Below are 16,331 nucleotides of genomic sequence, written 5' to 3'. Positions count from 1 at the left end.
TCTTTAGCCCGCGGCGGTTTCCAAACGCCGGAGAGCAGCTGAGCGGCCTTTGTGCCCGCGTCGTTCGTCGTACGCGATGGACAAACCCATCACCAGCATCATGACCAGCATGCAGATCGGTACGGATGCACCTGCCGCGGCCAGCGCAATGGTCGCAGCCAGGCCAAGGACCACCAGTGCGGAACTCCAGATAAGGTCGCGATCCGGACCTAACATGATGCAGTAAAGGGTGGTGAGCGAGGCCTTGAACAGGATGACCGGGACGGCGATGGAGGCCACGGCAGCGGCCGCCGGGATATGTGTCTCATGATCGATGAAGTACGCAGCGACGTGAAGTCCCGCCCCTGTAGCCGCGATGGCTGCGAAGACCGGCATGTGGCCATAGCCAAACACCCATGAGCGATGCCGCTGGACGTGGAGCGCCGGGCCTGAGGGCAGGATGAAGTAGATCCACCACATAGCGAAGGCGAGCCCGGTTCCACTCAAGCCCACCAGGGCGGCGTCCAAGGACCAACTGTGTGTGGCAACAATCGCCCGGAGTGTTTCGATGGCACCAATCAAGCATTCACCCAAGGCGATGATGGCAAGCAGGCCGTAGCGCTCTGCGATGTGGTGCGCATGCCAGGGCGTACGGATCTTGCGTTCCGCGAAGTAGGGAGTCGCCATCTCCAGGATGAACAGCGGAGCAGCCAGGAGGAACGTTGTGAGGACATCGGTTTCGATCACCAACGCGATGACCCAGCCAACCTGCACAATTGCCAGGTACTTCGCGTAACGGAGGCATGTCTCGCGGCGTTCCGGGTCTTGGCGGGCGGCGCGCAGCCACTGGAAGATTAGAGCTACGCGCATGATGATGTAGCCGATGAGGATGGCCACATTGTTGACATGATCCCCTTCCACAATCGAGTGGAACATCGGCTCAATGCCCATGGCCAGGATGAGGACGCCAACCATCTGGATCATGGTGACCACCCTGAACACCCAGTCATCGGTGTCGTAGGCGCTGGCGAACCAGGTGAAGTTAATCCAGGCCCAAATCACCGCGAACATGGCGAAGCCAAAGCCCAGAAGGCCCGCCCCGAAATGCGCTTCCGCCACAGCGTGCGCGAACTGGCTGCCGGCAACACCGAAGGCAATAACAAACGTCAGGTCGAAGAACAGTTCAAGCGGGGTGGCGGTGCGGTGTTTTTCGTGGGGATCGCGGCCGCCCATGCGGGAGAGCGCATGGCGAAGGGGATTCGAGGACATGGCTCAAAGATTACCGCCGCCGCCGAGATCGCCGGAATATGTCCAGATCGACTGGAACGTTCCGGCGATCGCGCAGGGTTCCAGCAACCCCGCACGGTTCCAGCGAGTTCAAGGAAGCAAAAACTACACGCGCCCCAGCACGTCGATGTCTTCCAGGAAGTCCTGGTGCACTTCGGGGCTCACCGTCGTGCGGGTGTCACCGATTGCGTCGAGGTAGTCCTGGGTGACCGGCCCCTTACGCCCGTTGGACGCAAGACCGGAGCCGTCGTCGTCGTACACTGCTTTTTCCAGAGCCCGCTGGGAGGCGCTGCGGGCAGCGAACTCGATGTCCGCCGGCGAGAAGCCCTCGGTCCGTTCCACCAGCTGGGCGATGTCAACCGAGTCCACCACCGTGGCGGGGATAAACCGCTGCCACATTGCTTCGCGGGCGTGCACGTCGGGGAGCCCGATGGGGATGACGTAGTCGAATCGGCCGTGGCGCAGGAACGCGGTATCAAGGGCACGGATGAAGTTGGTGGCGCACACCAGCAACCGGCCGGGCTGTTCACGGAAGGCCGGGATGATCTTGAGGAGTTCATTGGTGACGCCCTGCAGCGGCGACGGCGGATCACCGGCACGCTGCGACGCGATCTCCTCTACTTCGTCGATGAACACCACGGCATGTTCCAGCTCGGCGATTTCCAGGAACGTTTCGCGGAGCGCACCGGCCAAGCCCTTGGGGTCAGCGGCCAGGCGAGACGGGAAGACCTCAACGAACGGCCACTCCAGGCGCGACGCGATGGCCTTGGCGAAGGTGGTTTTGCCGGTGCCCGGAGGACCGAAAAGTACCACGGCCCTGGGCGGTACAACTCCGTATTCGTCGGCGAGGTCGGCCTCAGCCAGCGGGAGAACCAGCCGCCGTTCCAGCAGCTCCTTCTCACGACGCATGCCGGCCACGTTCTCCCATAGATCCCGAGCCAGGATGCGCCCGCCCAGCAGCCCCAATGCGCCAAGCTCCTGCCGCTGCACGGGGATGGTCCGCTCAAAGTAGCGGAGGTTCTTCTTCACCACGAACCCGCGCCCCAGGAACGCTTCCACCCTCGTTTCGGTTTCCGGCATCAGTGCGGAGAGTTTGTTGAGCCCGTGCGGGGCCATGCGGTTCTCGACGGCGGACAGCAGCGAAGTGCCGATGCCGCGCCCGCGGAACTCCGTCAGCGTGGCCAGGAAAACGATCCAGCCTTGATCGTGCGCTGCTCGTCCGACGGCGGCACCCACTACCTGGTCACCTTGGACCGCCACCACGGCGTGGTCCTTCTCGCAGGACGCCAGGACCTCGGACAACGCGTACACCGGTTCCACGCCGTCAGCCTTGAGTGACTCCCAGAGGTGCAGGATGCCGTCCAAGTCGGACGAGTGGAAGTCCCTGATGCGCCAGTTGCTCATGGCTGTATCTCCTGAGTCTGCTAAGTGAGTCGCCGTTGATTCCTTGGAGTTGAGCATAGGCGAACGACCGCTGCCGGACGTTGCGGGCCCGTTGCGTTACGAAGCAACGCACGACGGCGGCCTGTCGGCGCGCGCGTTCGCTCCGGCGTCGTACCTCCCACCTAAGATGAGCGCAACACCGGTTGTGGTGCACCGTGAAGGAGAGTTGTGGGCTGGTTTTCCGGGAAGTCGATGGTCACGAGCAGTGCCGCGGGGGTGCTCGCGGCAATGCTTTTGAGCACCACGCTGGTGCCGTCCGCGCATGCGGTGGATGGGGAGGACTTCAGCATCCAAGGCCCGGCATTTGTGGGCTCTGGGCTGTCAGTCAAGGGTGCCTACGAGTACTTCTCCGCGTGTGACCCGAATGCGCAGCCGAGCTACTCCGTCCAGTGGCTTCGTGATGGACAGCCGGTATACCCCGAGCCGAACTTCTCGCAGTTTTATGACCTGGACATCGAAGACGTTGGGAGCCGCATCTCTGCCGTGGTGACGGGATCGAATGCCTGTGAACCTGCGCAAGTTGTTGTCCCGGAGTCCGACGTCGTCCGGAGCCAACCGATGCGTGCCGAGGGGTTCGCCGGGAGGGGTGTCTTTGAGTTGCTGGGACGCCGCCATGATGGAGCCCTGCTGCTGTACCCGGGCCAGGATGGTGCACAGGGCTGGAAGCCACCACGGCTCATCGGCCCGAATTGGGGCTCGTACACGCGGATTATCGGCGGCGGGGACCTCACCAGCGACGGTAAGACCGAGCTCCTGACCACTGACGGGTCAGGGAGGCTGTGGATGTTCTGGGGTCGCGGCGATGGCACGTTTCCGTCCAATGCCTATCCATCCGAGATCGGCTGGGGGTGGAATGCGATGGACAAAGTGGTGGGGCCCGGAGACTTCGACGGCGATGGATATAACGACCTCCTGGCAACCGAGCCCAACGGGAACCTCTACCTGTATCCGAAGGCCGCACGGGGTTGGACTCCCCGGGTACACGTTGGCCAGGGCTGGAACGTGATGGACCTGCTCATCACTCCAGGCGATTTCAACGGTGACGGCACAGTGGACATCCTCGCCAAGGACAAGGTAGGCGGACTGTTCTTGTACGGCGGGAACGGCAGGGGCGGGTGGCTGTCTCCCCGACTCGTTGGCCAGGGCTGGAATGCCCTGAGCAAGATCGGAAGCGCCGGGGACTTCAACCGTGATGGCTTCAATGATGTCCACGGCGTCAACAGCGCCGGTGAGCTGCTGATGTACTACGGCGATGGACGCGGTGGTTGGAAAGGCGTCGAAACCGTCGGATGGGGCTGGAACATCTTCAACGCGCTCTACTGATCCAGCCCCTCACCCGTCCCTACGGAACTGGCCCCCTACGGAACTGGCTCCCTACTGAACTGGCCTCAACCGCAGTCCCTGCATGCCGCCGTCGACCGCCAGCGAGGTTCCCGTCGTCGACCCGGACAGCGGGCTCGCCAGGTAGGCGACGGCGCCGGCTACTTCAGCGGGGACCACCATCCGGCCGTGCGGTTGGCGGGCATTGAGGGCGGCGCGCTCGCCAGCGGGGTCAGCGGCTGAATCGAGCAACCGACCAACCCACGGAGTGTCTACGGTGCCGGGGTTCACGCAGTTCACGCGGATGCCCTCGCGCACATGGTCCGCTGCCATGGCGAGTGTCAGCGACAAGACTGCACCCTTCGACGCCGAGTACAGAGCACGCTGCGGGAGTCCGGCCGTTGCCGCGATGGAACAGGTGTTCACAATCGCGGCCGCCGGAGACTCGCGGAGGTGCGGCAGTGCTGCGCGGCTGACGCGGGCGATTCCCACCACGTTGACGTTGAGGACACGCAGCCACTCGTCGTCGTCATTCGCGGCAATGTCACCTTGCGCGCCGATGCCTGCGTTGTTGATCACGATGTCCAGACGGCCGAACTGCTGTACAACGCGCTCGACGGCGGTACGCACCGAGGCGTCGTCGGCAACGTTGCACTGCACTCCAAAGTGCGGGCTGGTTTCGGGAGCCAGGTCCAGGACCGCCACCTTCGCGCCCCCGGCCGCGAGACGGTCTGCGATGGCTGCCCCGATGCCGGAGGCACCGCCGGTAACGAGTGCTGCGAGGCCTTCGAAGTCGTTGCCCACCGAGCTCGCCATGGCTTTAGGCGTAGATGTGGGCGGTTGCACCGGTCTGCGCACCGGTCTGCGCGCGGAAGTACTCTTGCCGTTGGCGGCCGAGGCCTTCGATTTCCAGTTCAACCACATCGCCGGGCTGAATGAAGGGGAAGCGGCCGGACAGTGCCACGCCCTCAGGAGTGCCCGTGATGATCACGTCGCCCGGCTCCAGGACCATGTACTGGCTGAGGTGGTGCACGATCATGGCGGGGTCGAAGATCATGTCCGAGGTACTGGAATCCTGGCGGCCCTCACCGTTGACCAAGGTCTGCAGACGAAGGTTGCCGGCGTCGATGTCCGCGGTCGGGACCAGCCACGGTCCCAAGGGAGTGGACCCGGGAAGGGATTTGCCTTTGGTCCACTGTCCCGCAGCGCCGGGGATCTGGTAGTCGCGCTCGGAAAGATCGTTGGCAACCGCGTATCCGGCGATGCACGCTTCAGCTTCGTCAACGGTGGAAAGGTATGACGCTTCCTTGCCGATCACGATTGCCAGTTCCACCTCCCAGTCGTACTTTTCAGAAGACGGCGGGATGGGGGCGGCGTCGAACGGGCCAGCGATGGTGTTGCTTGGCTTCAGGACTACGACGGGAACTTCGGGCGGCGTGGCGCCGGATTCGGCTGCGTGTGCGGTGTAGTTGAGCCCGATGGCTACCACTGCACCCGGGCGGGCGACGGGGGCGCCGATGCGCACAGCTTCGGGCGAGATTTCGGGGAGTTCCCCTTTGTTCAGGGCTTCGCGGGTGCGTTCGATGCCGTCCGAGGCGAGGAAACCGCCGTCGATGTCGTTGGTCAGGGCCGTGAGGCTGAAGTACTTCTCAGCACCGTGGGCGTCCTGGGCGATGACGGCCGGTTGTTCGTTTCCGGCCGTACCCAGCCTGGCGAATTTCAAGGTCATGGCTTCCTCCGTGCGTTCGGGACTAACATCCGAGCTCTAGTGTGATGTTTTCACCCATAATACGGAAATGTGACCCATTGACAAGGTAGACATCGGATGTTTAGGCTCGGTGGTGAATCGTGACGCACTTCAGGAGCCGCATGAGCATCATCACCGCAGTGGATACGTTTGATATCCGCTTCCCAACATCCCTTGAACTGGACGGCTCGGATGCCATGAATCCGGACCCGGACTATTCAGCTGCATACCTGATCATCCGCACAGATGCCGGGGACGGGCATGAGGGCCACGGCTTCGTGTTCACCATAGGGCGTGGCAATGAAGTGGAAACCGCAGCACTTGATGCACTGCGTGGGCACATCCTGGGCCGGGACGTTGAGACACTGCTGGATGACATGGGCGCCACGTGGAAGCTGCTGGCCCACGACTCCCAACTCCGCTGGCTGGGTCCCGAGAAGGGCGTCATGCATATGGCTATCGGCGCCGTGGTCAATGCGCTGTGGGATTTGAAGGCCAAACGTGCGGGCCTGCCGCTGTGGGAGTTGCTCGCCGGCATGACCCCCGAAGAGCTGGTAGCGCTCGTCGACTTCCGCTACCTCACGGACGCGCTCACTCCGGACGAAGCTCTCACCATCCTTCGCACCGCTCAACCCGGAAGGGAAACCCGCGCAGCGGCACTTCGCGCTGAGGGTTACCCCGCGTACACCACGACGCCGGGGTGGCTGGGTTACAGCGACGAGAAACTGACGCGGCTGGCCAAGGAAGCTGTGGCTGACGGATTTGCCCAGATCAAGCTCAAAGTCGGTGCGTCCTTGGAGGACGACATCCGCCGCGTTCGAACTGCACGCGCTGCCGTGGGTCCCGACATCAAGATCGCGGTGGATGCCAACCAGCGCTGGGATGTCCAACAAGCCATCGACTGGATGGCCCACCTCGCCCCGTACCACATCGCCTGGATCGAAGAGCCCACCAGCCCGGACGACATCCTGGGACATGCCGCCATCGCCCGCGGAGTGGCGCCCATTCCCGTGGCCACCGGGGAACACGTCCAGAACCGGGTGGTGTTCAAACAGATGCTCCAAGCTGGTTCGCTTCAGGTCTTGCAGATTGACGCCGCCCGGGTAGCGGGGGTGAACGAGAACATCGCCATCCTCCTCCTCGCTGCCAAGTTCGGCGTGAGGGTTTGTCCGCACGCCGGCGGTGTTGGGCTGTGCGAGGCAGTGCAGCACCTGTCCATGTTCGACTACATCGCTGTATCCGGGACCAAAGAGGGTAGGACCATCGAGTTCGTGGACCACCTCCACGAACACTTCATCACGCCCGTTGTAGTCCACGACGGCGCCTACTGGCCGCCTGCTGCGCCAGGTGCAGGAAACGAAATGCTCCGTGAAACACTGGCCGCGTACAGCTTTCCGAACGGCCCCATCTGGAAGGAACCCCGTTGATCCAGCACGCACCCTGGTTTGAAGAGGCCCGTTTTGGAATGTTCGTTCATTGGGGCATCTACGCCCTGCCCGCCCGGCATGAGTGGGTCATGAACATCGAGGAAACTACGGTGGAGGAGTACTCCAAGTACTTCCAGCGCTTCGATCCCGATCTTTACGACCCCCGGGAATGGGCCCGTGCCGCCCGGGACGCCGGTATGAAGTACGTGGTCCTGACCACCAAGCACCATGACGGCTTCTGCCTGTGGGATTCAGCCCTCACGGACTACAAAGCCACCAACACACCCGCTGGCCGCGACCTGATCGCGCCCTATGTGGAAGCACTCCGGGCCGAGGGGCTGAAGGTCGGCTTCTATCACTCGCTCATCGACTGGCACCACCCCGACTTCACCGTTGACGGGGTACACCCGCAACGTAACGCGGACGACGTCGAAAGCTTGAACGCGGGACGCGACATGGCGCGCTACCGCGAGTACCTGCACGGTCAGGTGCGTGAACTCCTGAGCAACTACGGGACCATCGACTACCTCTTCTTCGACTTCTCTTACTCCGGGACCAGCATCACGGAATTTTGGGGCGGGAAGGGCCGCAAGGATTGGGATTCGGAGGCGTTGCTCGCAATGGTGCGCGAGCTGCAGCCCGGGATAGTGGTCAACGACCGCTTGGACATCCCGGGGGACGTAGTGACGCCTGAGCAATACCAGCCCACCGAGCCCATGATGCGCGACGGCGTTTCCGTCACCTGGGAAGCCTGCCAAACCCTCAACGGGAGCTGGGGGTATGACAGGGACAATCTGAACTACAAATCCGTGGACCTGCTCATCCGCATGCTGGTGGACGGGGTATCCAATGGAGGAAACCTGCTGCTCAATGTGGGACCCACCGGCCGAGGCAGCATCGATCCGCGTGCCCTGTCTTCCTTGGAGGGTATCGGCGCTTGGATGAAGCTACATTCCCGTGCGATTTACGGTGCAGGGGCGTCCCGGTTCACGGCGCCTCCTGACGCCCGCTACACCCAGCGCGGCGACCGGCTGTATGTGCACCTCTTCGCATGGCCGTTCGAGTACATCCATCTGCCGGACCTTGCCGGGAAGGTTGAGTACGCCCAGTTGCTGAACGACGCGTCCGAGGTGTTCCTCAAGGAAGTCGATCCGGACCAACAGGCATTCAACACCATCCCCGGAGGCCAACCGCCAGGAACCCTGACCATCAAGCTGCCAGTGCAGCGGCCGGACGTCGCCGTACCTGTGCTGGAACTGTTCCTGAAGCAGACGGCTGCGGATCCCGGGGCCGTGAATGGTTGAGAGCATCGCCCTCCACACAAGGCTCAAGCCAGGGACCGAAGAAGCATACGCTGACGCCCACGCGCACATACCGGCTGAGCTAGTGACAGCGCTCAAGGAGGCAGGCGTGCGGAACTGGCGTATCTGGCGCAGCGGGCTCGATCTCTTCCACGTAGTGGACGTCGACAATTACCAAAAAATGCGGCATGCGCTCGCCGACCATCCGGCCAACGTGCCATGGCAGGCCAGCATGGCTGAACTTTTGGAAGTCCAGGACGATTACTCAGGGGAGGATGCGGGTATCCAGAAGGTATGGGAACTGCCATGAACTCACTCAACCTCGGCAAGCTGGGCTTCGGCGGAGCAGGCATCGGAAACCTCTACCGGGCCATCCCGGACGGGGAGGCGCTCGCAACTGTCCTGGCCGCCTGGGACGCCGGCATCCGCTACTTCGACACCGCACCCCACTACGGCCTGGGCCTGTCCGAGCAGAGACTGGGGGCCGTCCTCCGGGATAAGCCCAGAGAAGAGTTCGTCATTTCCACCAAAGTAGGCCGGCTACTGGAACCCAACTCCACAGGCGGCCAGGACCCCGAGGGCTTCGACGTCCCCGCCCTCACCCAACGCGTGTGGGACTTCTCCGAGAAGGGCGTCCGGCGCAGCATCGAGGACTCCCTGGAACGGCTCGGCCTGGACCACGTGGACATCGCCTACCTCCACGATCCAGACGTCCACGATCTCCACGCCGGAATCTCCCAAGGTCTCCCGGCCTTGGAGAAGTTGCGCTCTGAGGGTGTGGTCCGGGCAATCGGTGTGGGCATCAACTCCGCCGAGGCTGCCTTGGAATGCGTCGAAGCCGCAGACCTGGACCTCGTGATGCTCGCCGGACGTTACACCCTGCTTGAGCAGCCCAGCGTCCCGCTCCTTGAACGCTGTGCGGAGCGCCGCACCGGCGTCGTCAGTGTTGGCGCCTACAACTCGGGCCTCCTGGCCCGGCCCGAAGTCCCGGACGACGCACACTACAACTATGATCAGGCGCCGCCCGACGTGCTGGAACGGGCACGGGCGCTCGCGGCGATCTGCCGCGACTTTGCTGTGGAACTTCCGACGGCGGCGCTGCAGTTCCCGCTGCGGCATCCGGCAGTGGTGAACGTGACAGCCGGGGCGACTTCTCCTGAACAGGTGGCCACCAACGCGGCCCGCATGGAGGCGCCCGTCCCGGCAGAGCTGTGGAACGCGCTGGAGGCAGCCGGCCGTGATTGATTCGCACCTGCATCTGTGGACCCTGGACACCTTCGTCACCGGCGGTGTGCGCCACTACCCGTGGCTTGGTCCGCAGCACGGTGAGCTCTACCGCAGCTTCGGCGAGGACGAGGCACGCGAGACGTTGGATGCTGCAGGGGTCAGGGGAGCCGTGCTGGTGCAGGCCGACGACACGGTTGCCGACACCGAGAGCATGTTGGCCGTCGCAGCACGGAATCCCTGGGTGTTCGGAGTGGTTGGCTGGATCAGGTTGGATGAGCCTGCTGAAGCTGCCGAACACTTGCACCGTTTCACAGCCCAGTCGGTCTTCAAGGGCGTGCGGCATCTGGTGCATGACGATCCCCGGGATGATTTCCTGGACCTTCCTCCGGTCCGGGCGTCGCTGGCGCTGGTGGCGCGGCGCGGCCTCACCTTGGACATACCGGATGCGTACCAGCGGCACCTAAGTTCTGCGGTCCGACTGGCCCGTGAGATGCCGGAACTGACAGTGGTGCTGGATCACTTGGGAAAGCCACCGCTGGCTGACCCTCAGCTCATGGACTCGTGGCGCGCCGACTTCAGCGCGCTTGGGCGGGAACCGAACTCGGTGGCCAAGCTTTCCGGGCTGCATCTGCCAGGCACTGAATACACCGCGGATGCGTTGCGGCCGCTGTTCGAATCAGCGTTGGAGGCTTTCGGGCCGGAGCGTTTAATGATCGGCTGTGACTGGCCAGTGAGTACCCTCGGGGCACCCTATGGCCGGACACTGGATGTTCTGCTGGAACTCGTGTCTTCCTTGAGTCCCTCAGAGCAGGACCTGGTGCTCGAGGAGACTGCCATCCGGACGTACGGTTTGGCGGTTACCCCCGTGACCGAGGACTAGAGAGCCTGCCGCAGCCAGTTCTCCACGCCACTGATGTGCACGGTGACCAGGGCCCGCACCAGTTCGGCGTCACCCCTTTCCAGGGCGTCCGCGATGGCACGGTGTTCAGCTAGGGTGTGCGCCACAGCTTTCTCCTGCGTCAGCCCACGCCAGATCCGGGCACGCACAGTGCTGCTGGACAGGGCTTCCAGGAGGCTCCCGAGGTAGTCGTTTCCCGCGGCCTCGGTAATGATGCTGTGGAATTCCAGGTCATGGGCCACGAGTTCCTCGACGTCCGTGTTCTCGTCGATGCCGTCCATGGTGGCGCGCAGGGCCGACATCTCGTCCGGCGTGATTTTGCCCGCTGCCAAGTGGGCCGTTGCGGGCTCCAAAATTCGCCGAACCTCGAAGAGCTCCAGGATGGATCGGTCCTGATGCAGGTCCACCACAAACGCCACGGCTTCGTTGAGCAGTTTTGCATCGAGGCTTGTGACGTACGTGCCATCTCCGCGGCGGACGTCCAGCACGCGGATCAACTCCAAGGCCTTCACGGCTTCGCGCAACGAACTCCTTGAAAGGCCGAGCCGTTCGCTCAGTTCCTTTTCCGGCGGGAGTCGGTCGCCGGCCTTGAGTTCGCCGCGGATCAGCATGTCTTTGATCTTGCTGATCGCCTCGTCTGTGACAGCCATGGACCAATAGTAGCCACGAATGATCGGATGTCTGTTTCCGCCGCGTCCTCACCCAGGTGGGGCGTTAACCAACGACGGCGGCACCCGGGTTCCGATGGTACGGAACCCGGGTGCCGCCGTCGGGCTGTCGCTTCTGTTACTTGTCGCCGCCAGGCAAGGGGCGGTTGGCGATGACCGGTGCGCTGCCGGTGTAGCCGTCGCGGGTGGCGGCAAGCTCATGGATTTGCTTGCGGCACAGGAACCAGCCCCAGACCATAAGTCCACAGGCAATCGCGGTGACCAGCATGGTCAACGGAGATTCGATGAACACCATGATCAGCACGGCCGCCAGGAAGATCAAGGACAACCAGCCGGTGTAGGGGGCTCCGAACAAGCGGAAGGACGGTCGCTTCAGCCAGCCCTTGTCGGCCCAGCGCTTGAGCTGCATCTGGCAGAGGACGATGGTGGCCCACGTGACGATGATGCCCACGGAAGCGACGTTCAGGACGATCTCGAAGGCGTCGGACGGAACAAGGTAGTTCAACGGAACGCCCAGGAGAGAAACGCCGGCAGTGATGGCGATGCCACCGTAGGGCACGCCTGCCTTGTTCATGCGCTGAGCGAACTTCGGGGCCGAGCCGGCCACGGACATTGAGCGTAGGATGCGGCCCGTGGAGTAGAGCCCGGCGTTCAGCGAAGACAGTGCTGCGGTGAGCACCACAAGGTTCATGATGACGTCCACGCCCTCCACACCAATGGAACCGAAGAACGTCACGAACGGGCTGACGCCCTTCTCGTAAGAGGTGTACGGCAACAGGAGGGCCAGCAGAATCACGGAGCCCACGTAGAAGAGGGCGATGCGGATGACCACGGAGTTGATGGCCTTAGGCATGATTTTCTCGGGGTTGGCGGTTTCGCCGGCTGCCGTGCCGATGAGTTCAATCGAAGCGTAAGCGAAGAGCACACCCTGCATGAGGATGATCATTGGCAGGACGCCGTTCGGGAACACCCCGCCGTTGTCCGCGATGAGGCTGAAGCCGACTTCCTGGCCCTCAACCGGGGTACCGAAGACGACGAAGTAGGTGCCCACCAAGAGGAAGGCCACCAGCGCGGCCACCTTGATCAGCGCGAACCAGAACTCCATTTCACCGAAGACCTTCACGGAAACCAGGTTGAGGCAGAGCACTACAACCAAGGCAATGAGCGCCCACGCCCACTGCGGAACGGCCCCTATCCAAGCGACGTATTTGCCGAAGAACTCCATGTAGAGCGCCGCTGCGGTGATGTCCACGATAGTGGTGGTGGCCCAGTTGATCCAGTAGAACCAGCCCGAAACGAAGGCTGCCTTTTCGCCGTAGAACTCACGGGCGTAGGAAACGAAGGAACCCGACGACGGGCGGTGCAGAACCAGTTCGCCGAGGGCGCGGAGGATCAGGAAAGCGAAGAAACCACAGATTGCGTAGGCGATAACGAGGGAGGGACCAGCTGCGTTGAGTCGGCCGCCGGCGCCCAGGAACAGGCCCGTGCCGATTGCGCCGCCGATCGCGATCATCTGGATCTGGCGCGGCTTGAGGTCCTTGTGATAGCCGGAGTCCTCCTTGTGGAGGGCTTTCTCGCTGGCGTGCGCTTGGGCCGGGACCGTGTGGTCCGTAATGGGGTTGGTCATTGGAATCCTTAGGGGTGTCCTGTTGGGGGTGTCCTGGTCGCGTCCGGTGGGGGTTCCGGGCACGCCGAACAAAGCCTCGTGGGGGTAAGCCTTATGGGGCGAGACGGCTGGTTGGAGCGTTTACAGGCCAGTTTCGGCCTATTTGCTCAGATTTGCCAGACGTTCGGGGCTAAGCAGTTCCTCAAGCTGGGCGGCGGTCAGGAGACCATGTTCCAACACGAGTTCTGCAACGCCCTTGCCCGTTGCCAGCGCTTCCTGGGCGATAGCGGTGGCGGAGGCGTAACCGATATGTGGGTTCAATGCCGTGACGAGACCGATCGACTGCTCCACGGTAAGCCGTAGCCGTTCGGTGTTTGCAGTGATGCCCCGGACGCAGCGCGCCGTAAGGGTGCGGCACGCTGCTTCCAGGTGGGAGATGCTCTTGTGCAGGCTGTGCACAATGATCGGTTCGAAGGCGTTCAGCTGAAGCTGGCCGGCCTCCGCGGCCATGGTGACGGTGACATCGTTGCCGATGACTTCATACGCCACCTGGCTGACCACTTCCGGGATCACCGGATTGATCTTGCCGGGCATGATCGACGAGCCGGACTGTACGGCCGGAAGGTTGATCTCGCCCAAACCCGCACGCGGTCCGGAGGACAGCAGGCGGAGGTCATTACAAATCTTGGAGAGTTTTACTGCCACGCGCTTCAGCACGCCGGACAAGTGAACAAACGCGCCCACATCCTGCGTGGCCTCAATGAGGTCAGCAGCGGTGAGCAGGGGAAGGCCTGTGATTTCGGCCAAGTGGCGGCAGGCAGCTTCGGCGTAACCGGCCGGAGCGTTCAAGCCCGTGCCGATAGCCGTGGCACCAAGGTTGATTTCGTGGATCAGCATGTGGGACTCGTCCAAACGCGCCCGGTCCTCGCCGATGGTCACGGCGTAGCCGCCGAACTCCTGGCCAAGGGTCATGGGGACCGCGTCCTGCAGCTGCGTCCGTCCCATCTTCACCACGGTCCGGAATTCCCGGCCCTTCTCAGCGAAAGCCACCTCGAGTTCTTCGAGGGCTTCCAGGAGTTCCTTGACGGAGAAGATCGTGGCGAGGTTCACCGCCGTCGGGTAGACATCGTTGGTGGACTGGCTCAGGTTCACGTGGTCATTCGGGTGCAGTTTGGAGTACTCGCCCTTGGGGTAGCCCAGGATCTCCAGCGCACGGTTGGCTATGACCTCGTTGGCATTCATGTTGGAGCTGGTGCCCGCGCCGCCCTGAATCACATCAACCATGAACTGGTCATGGAGCATGCCGTCCATGATGTCCTGGCAAGCCTGCTCGATGGCACCTGCCTTTTCGGCATCCAGGAGGCCGAGCTCATGATTGGTGCGAGCGGCGGCCTGCTTTACCGCGGCCAGGCCCCTGACCAGGTGTTTGTTGGTGGAAAGGGGCTGCCCGGTAATGGGGAAGTTCTCGATAGCGCGGAGGGTATGGACGCCCCAATAGGCATCCGCGGGGACATTGCGGTCTCCCAAGAGGTCGTGTTCGGAACGGAGGGGGATCGCCTGATCGACGGTGGTCATAGCTGTCCTTGGTTTAGTTGCTGAAAATTTGGGCTGCACGGAGCTCGCCGACCGGAAGGCCGCCACCCAGCACAGGTGCGCTTTGAAGCGTCTCCAAGCTGCCGCCGTCGACGCCCAACCGGCGCAGAACCTCAACGGTGACCGGCATGCGGGCGCGATCGCCGCCGTCGGAAATCTTGACCGCCAGTCCGGTGCCATTCGGGAGGCCCACCAGCTGGAGGCCTTCGAAGCCGTCCTTCGCCAGCAAACCGGGGACCGCACGCATGAGGGCGGTGACATCGCGGCCTTCGCCGGCCACCATCTGCGGGTATCGGCGCATGGCATGGGCAACCTGACCCTCGTCCGTGCCTTCGTCGGCAGCGGCGAGGCGGCCGTATGCGCGCGCCATCCCACGAAGGGAGTGGGCGAACAACGGTGTCCCGCAGCCATCAGTGCTGACTGCCGCGGCTTCCTCGCCCGTCAGTTCCGTGATGGTGTCGCGGACGAGCACCTGCAGCGGGTGCTCGGGATGCAAGTACTCCTCCACAGGCCAGCCGTTGATGACGCAGACGGCCGTCATGGAAGCGTGCTTGCCGGAGCAATTCTGGGCTATTTGGGTTGGGCCGTTACCTTGGCGGAGCCACTCTTCGCGTTCAGCCACGCCATAGGGGAGGTCCGTGCTGTTACCGAGGGCCGCTTCGGTGAGGCCGTGCAGCTTCAGGATCTCGGTGGCGCCATCCCGGTGCATTTGGGCGCCGGAATGGCTGGCCGCGGTCAATGCCAGAAGATCCTGGGGGATATCCAACCCCGCTTTGAGCAGCGCAACAGCCTGCAACGGCTTCAGGCTTGAGCGGGGATACATGGGGGCATCCGGCTCGCCGGCTTGGACTGCGGTGCTGCCATCGGCGTTGAGCGCAATCAGCGAGCCGTAATGGATGCTCTCCACCAGGCCGTCGCGGGTCACCTCTACGAGGGGGACGTGGTGGGGCGTCTTGATGTGCTGCGCCGTTGCGGGCGCGGGCGCGGCGTTGTGGGCCGGTGCCTCGGGGACGGGCATGGTGGCTGTGTCCTTTGGGTGGGTCATTTGCTGAGGATCGTGTCCAGTGCCACGCTAACGGCCTGCAGGTGAGCGGCCATCGCTTTGCTTGCGGCTTCGGAGTCGCCGGCTTCGATTGCGTTAAGCACGGCGACGTGTTCCTCGTCCGAGCGGTGTTGCCGGTCAGCGACGAGGTTCAAAGTCTCGGATTGGTGGGCCAGAGCTTCACGGATATCAGAGACGACGCTGGCGAACACCCTGTTTCCGCTGGCCCGGGCAACGGCCGAGTGGAAGCTGGCGTCCAGGTTCACCCAAGCTTCGGGATCGTTCTCGGTGAGCATTTCCTGGACGATGTCCTTGAGGTGCTCCAGTTCCTCCTCCGTGCGGCGCTGGGCGGCGAGTCCGGCTGCCGGAATCTCAATGTGCGGGCGTGCCTCGTTAAGATCCCGCGCACTGTACTGACCCAAGGTAAGGTCGTTAGCAACCTTGTTGGCCACAATGAATGTGCCCTTGCCTGTCTTGGTTACCGTAAGGCCCAAGGTGTTGCAGGACCTCAGTGCTTCCCTGATGACGGAGCGGCTTACGCCGTACTGGCCTGCCAGCGTCGCTTCGGAGCTCAGCTTGGTGCCGATATCGAACTGGCCGCCCTCAATGGCACGCCGGAGGGCCGCAAAGACCGCTTCGGCTGCGGAGATGCGTGAGATGGGCGTATGCCCACCCTGGGGTCCTTGCTGTCCGGCTGTCCGGCTGTCTGACAGGTTCACGTTTTGAATATGGCACGGGTCACAAGTGCGTGTCAACGCTGAAAGGTTTGCTTCAGGCTTTGGCGTCTTTCCGC

General features: G+C 63.1%; 15 protein-coding genes. 6 read left to right on the top strand and 9 right to left on the bottom strand.

From position 1 onward, the window contains the following. Positions 1-3 precede the first annotated feature (3 nt). Together ARUE_RS19720 and ARUE_RS19715 are read right to left on the bottom strand one after the other, a co-directional pair. Positions 4-1,248, bottom strand: coding sequence for a low temperature requirement protein A (locus tag ARUE_RS19720; RefSeq protein WP_014923029.1), 1,245 nt, complete (start codon positions 1,246-1,248; stop codon positions 4-6). A gap of 123 nt (positions 1,249-1,371) precedes the next feature. After that, complete coding sequence (locus ARUE_RS19715) at positions 1,372-2,670, bottom strand: ATP-binding protein (protein ID WP_043470771.1); 1,299 nt, start codon at positions 2,668-2,670, stop codon at positions 1,372-1,374. Positions 2,671-2,877: 207 nt separating this feature from the next. On the opposite strand from ARUE_RS19715, the gene ARUE_RS19710 reads away from it, so the two are divergent. Continuing rightward, positions 2,878-4,032: an FG-GAP repeat domain-containing protein gene (locus tag ARUE_RS19710; protein WP_014923027.1), complete on the top strand. Its 1,155-nt coding sequence runs from the start codon at positions 2,878-2,880 to the stop codon at positions 4,030-4,032. Positions 4,033-4,083: 51 nt separating this feature from the next. Here the strand turns inward: ARUE_RS19710 and ARUE_RS19705 are convergent, their stop codons facing one another. Together ARUE_RS19705 and ARUE_RS19700 are read right to left on the bottom strand one after the other, a co-directional pair. Next, entirely contained in the window at positions 4,084-4,845 is a 762-nt protein-coding gene (locus tag ARUE_RS19705) for an SDR family NAD(P)-dependent oxidoreductase (protein ID WP_014923026.1), read from the bottom strand. A 4-nt stretch (positions 4,846-4,849) separates the two neighbouring features. Then, positions 4,850-5,758: a fumarylacetoacetate hydrolase family protein gene (locus tag ARUE_RS19700; protein WP_014923025.1), complete on the bottom strand. Its 909-nt coding sequence runs from the start codon at positions 5,756-5,758 to the stop codon at positions 4,850-4,852. A gap of 140 nt (positions 5,759-5,898) precedes the next feature. On the opposite strand from ARUE_RS19700, the gene ARUE_RS19695 reads away from it, so the two are divergent. Genes ARUE_RS19695 through ARUE_RS19675 form a run of 5 tightly spaced genes read left to right on the top strand, consistent with a single transcriptional unit; the run spans position 5,899 to position 10,611 of the window. Continuing rightward, positions 5,899-7,203 (top strand): L-fuconate dehydratase, encoded by a 1,305-nt coding sequence (locus ARUE_RS19695; RefSeq protein WP_014923024.1) that lies wholly within the window; start codon positions 5,899-5,901, stop codon positions 7,201-7,203. Further along, positions 7,200-8,507: an alpha-L-fucosidase gene (locus ARUE_RS19690; protein ID WP_011776405.1), complete on the top strand. Its 1,308-nt coding sequence runs from the start codon at positions 7,200-7,202 to the stop codon at positions 8,505-8,507. Before ARUE_RS19695 ends, ARUE_RS19690 begins: the two co-directional genes overlap by 4 nt. Then, positions 8,500-8,814 carry an L-rhamnose mutarotase gene (locus tag ARUE_RS19685; protein WP_011776404.1) on the top strand — a complete coding sequence of 105 codons (315 nt, stop codon included), beginning with the start codon at positions 8,500-8,502 and terminating at the stop codon, positions 8,812-8,814. Before ARUE_RS19690 ends, ARUE_RS19685 begins: the two co-directional genes overlap by 8 nt. Then, positions 8,811-9,749: an aldo/keto reductase gene (locus tag ARUE_RS19680; protein ID WP_043471538.1), complete on the top strand. Its 939-nt coding sequence runs from the start codon at positions 8,811-8,813 to the stop codon at positions 9,747-9,749. The genes ARUE_RS19685 and ARUE_RS19680 overlap by 4 nt, the downstream gene beginning before the upstream one ends. Beyond that, positions 9,742-10,611, top strand: a complete 870-nt coding sequence (locus ARUE_RS19675) for an amidohydrolase family protein (protein ID WP_014923022.1) — start codon at positions 9,742-9,744, stop codon at positions 10,609-10,611. Before ARUE_RS19680 ends, ARUE_RS19675 begins: the two co-directional genes overlap by 8 nt. Here ARUE_RS19675 and ARUE_RS19670 read toward each other — a convergent pair. The 5 genes from ARUE_RS19670 to ARUE_RS19650 all read right to left on the bottom strand — a co-directional run bounded on the left by ARUE_RS19670 (position 10,608) and on the right by ARUE_RS19650 (position 16,257). Beyond that, positions 10,608-11,279 carry a FadR/GntR family transcriptional regulator gene (locus ARUE_RS19670; RefSeq protein WP_011776401.1) on the bottom strand — a complete coding sequence of 224 codons (672 nt, stop codon included), beginning with the start codon at positions 11,277-11,279 and terminating at the stop codon, positions 10,608-10,610. The genes ARUE_RS19675 and ARUE_RS19670 overlap by 4 nt on opposite strands. 136 nt (positions 11,280-11,415) lie before the next feature. After that, entirely contained in the window at positions 11,416-12,924 is a 1,509-nt protein-coding gene (locus ARUE_RS19665) for an amino acid permease (RefSeq protein WP_011776400.1), read from the bottom strand. Positions 12,925-13,062: 138 nt separating this feature from the next. Next, positions 13,063-14,478 carry an aspartate ammonia-lyase gene (locus ARUE_RS19660; protein WP_014923021.1) on the bottom strand — a complete coding sequence of 472 codons (1,416 nt, stop codon included), beginning with the start codon at positions 14,476-14,478 and terminating at the stop codon, positions 13,063-13,065. Positions 14,479-14,491: 13 nt separating this feature from the next. Beyond that, a complete protein-coding gene (locus tag ARUE_RS19655) occupies positions 14,492-15,541 on the bottom strand; it encodes an asparaginase (RefSeq protein ID WP_014923020.1) in 1,050 nt (349 codons plus the stop codon). Further along, on the bottom strand, positions 15,538-16,257 hold the full coding sequence (locus ARUE_RS19650; RefSeq protein ID WP_014923019.1) for a FadR/GntR family transcriptional regulator: 720 nt from the start codon (positions 16,255-16,257) through the stop codon (positions 15,538-15,540). The genes ARUE_RS19655 and ARUE_RS19650 overlap by 4 nt, the downstream gene beginning before the upstream one ends. Positions 16,258-16,331 lie beyond the last annotated feature (74 nt).

The organism is Arthrobacter sp. Rue61a, from assembly GCF_000294695.2.
Classification (GTDB): Bacteria; Actinomycetota; Actinomycetes; order Actinomycetales; family Micrococcaceae; genus Arthrobacter; species Arthrobacter aurescens_A.
Note: the sequence above shows the minus strand (reverse complement) of the source record. Positions and strands in the feature narration are given on the sequence as shown.

Bases quoted from the DNA above. Each gene is read 5' to 3' on its own strand.
- ARUE_RS19720 (WP_014923029.1), bottom strand. From the start codon at position 1,248: ATGTCCTCGAATCCCCTTCGCCATGCGCTCTCCCGCATGGGCGGCCGC.
- ARUE_RS19715 (WP_043470771.1), bottom strand. From the start codon at position 2,670: ATGAGCAACTGGCGCATCAGGGACTTCCACTCGTCCGACTTGGACGGC.
- ARUE_RS19705 (WP_014923026.1), bottom strand. From the start codon at position 4,845: ATGGCGAGCTCGGTGGGCAACGACTTCGAAGGCCTCGCAGCACTCGTT.
- ARUE_RS19700 (WP_014923025.1), bottom strand. From the start codon at position 5,758: ATGACCTTGAAATTCGCCAGGCTGGGTACGGCCGGAAACGAACAACCG.
- ARUE_RS19695 (WP_014923024.1), top strand. From the start codon at position 5,899: ATGAGCATCATCACCGCAGTGGATACGTTTGATATCCGCTTCCCAACA.
- ARUE_RS19685 (WP_011776404.1), top strand. From the start codon at position 8,500: ATGGTTGAGAGCATCGCCCTCCACACAAGGCTCAAGCCAGGGACCGAA.
- ARUE_RS19680 (WP_043471538.1), top strand. From the start codon at position 8,811: ATGAACTCACTCAACCTCGGCAAGCTGGGCTTCGGCGGAGCAGGCATC.
- ARUE_RS19670 (WP_011776401.1), bottom strand. From the start codon at position 11,279: ATGGCTGTCACAGACGAGGCGATCAGCAAGATCAAAGACATGCTGATC.
- ARUE_RS19665 (WP_011776400.1), bottom strand. From the start codon at position 12,924: ATGACCAACCCCATTACGGACCACACGGTCCCGGCCCAAGCGCACGCC.
- ARUE_RS19660 (WP_014923021.1), bottom strand. From the start codon at position 14,478: ATGACCACCGTCGATCAGGCGATCCCCCTCCGTTCCGAACACGACCTC.
- ARUE_RS19655 (WP_014923020.1), bottom strand. From the start codon at position 15,541: ATGACCCACCCAAAGGACACAGCCACCATGCCCGTCCCCGAGGCACCG.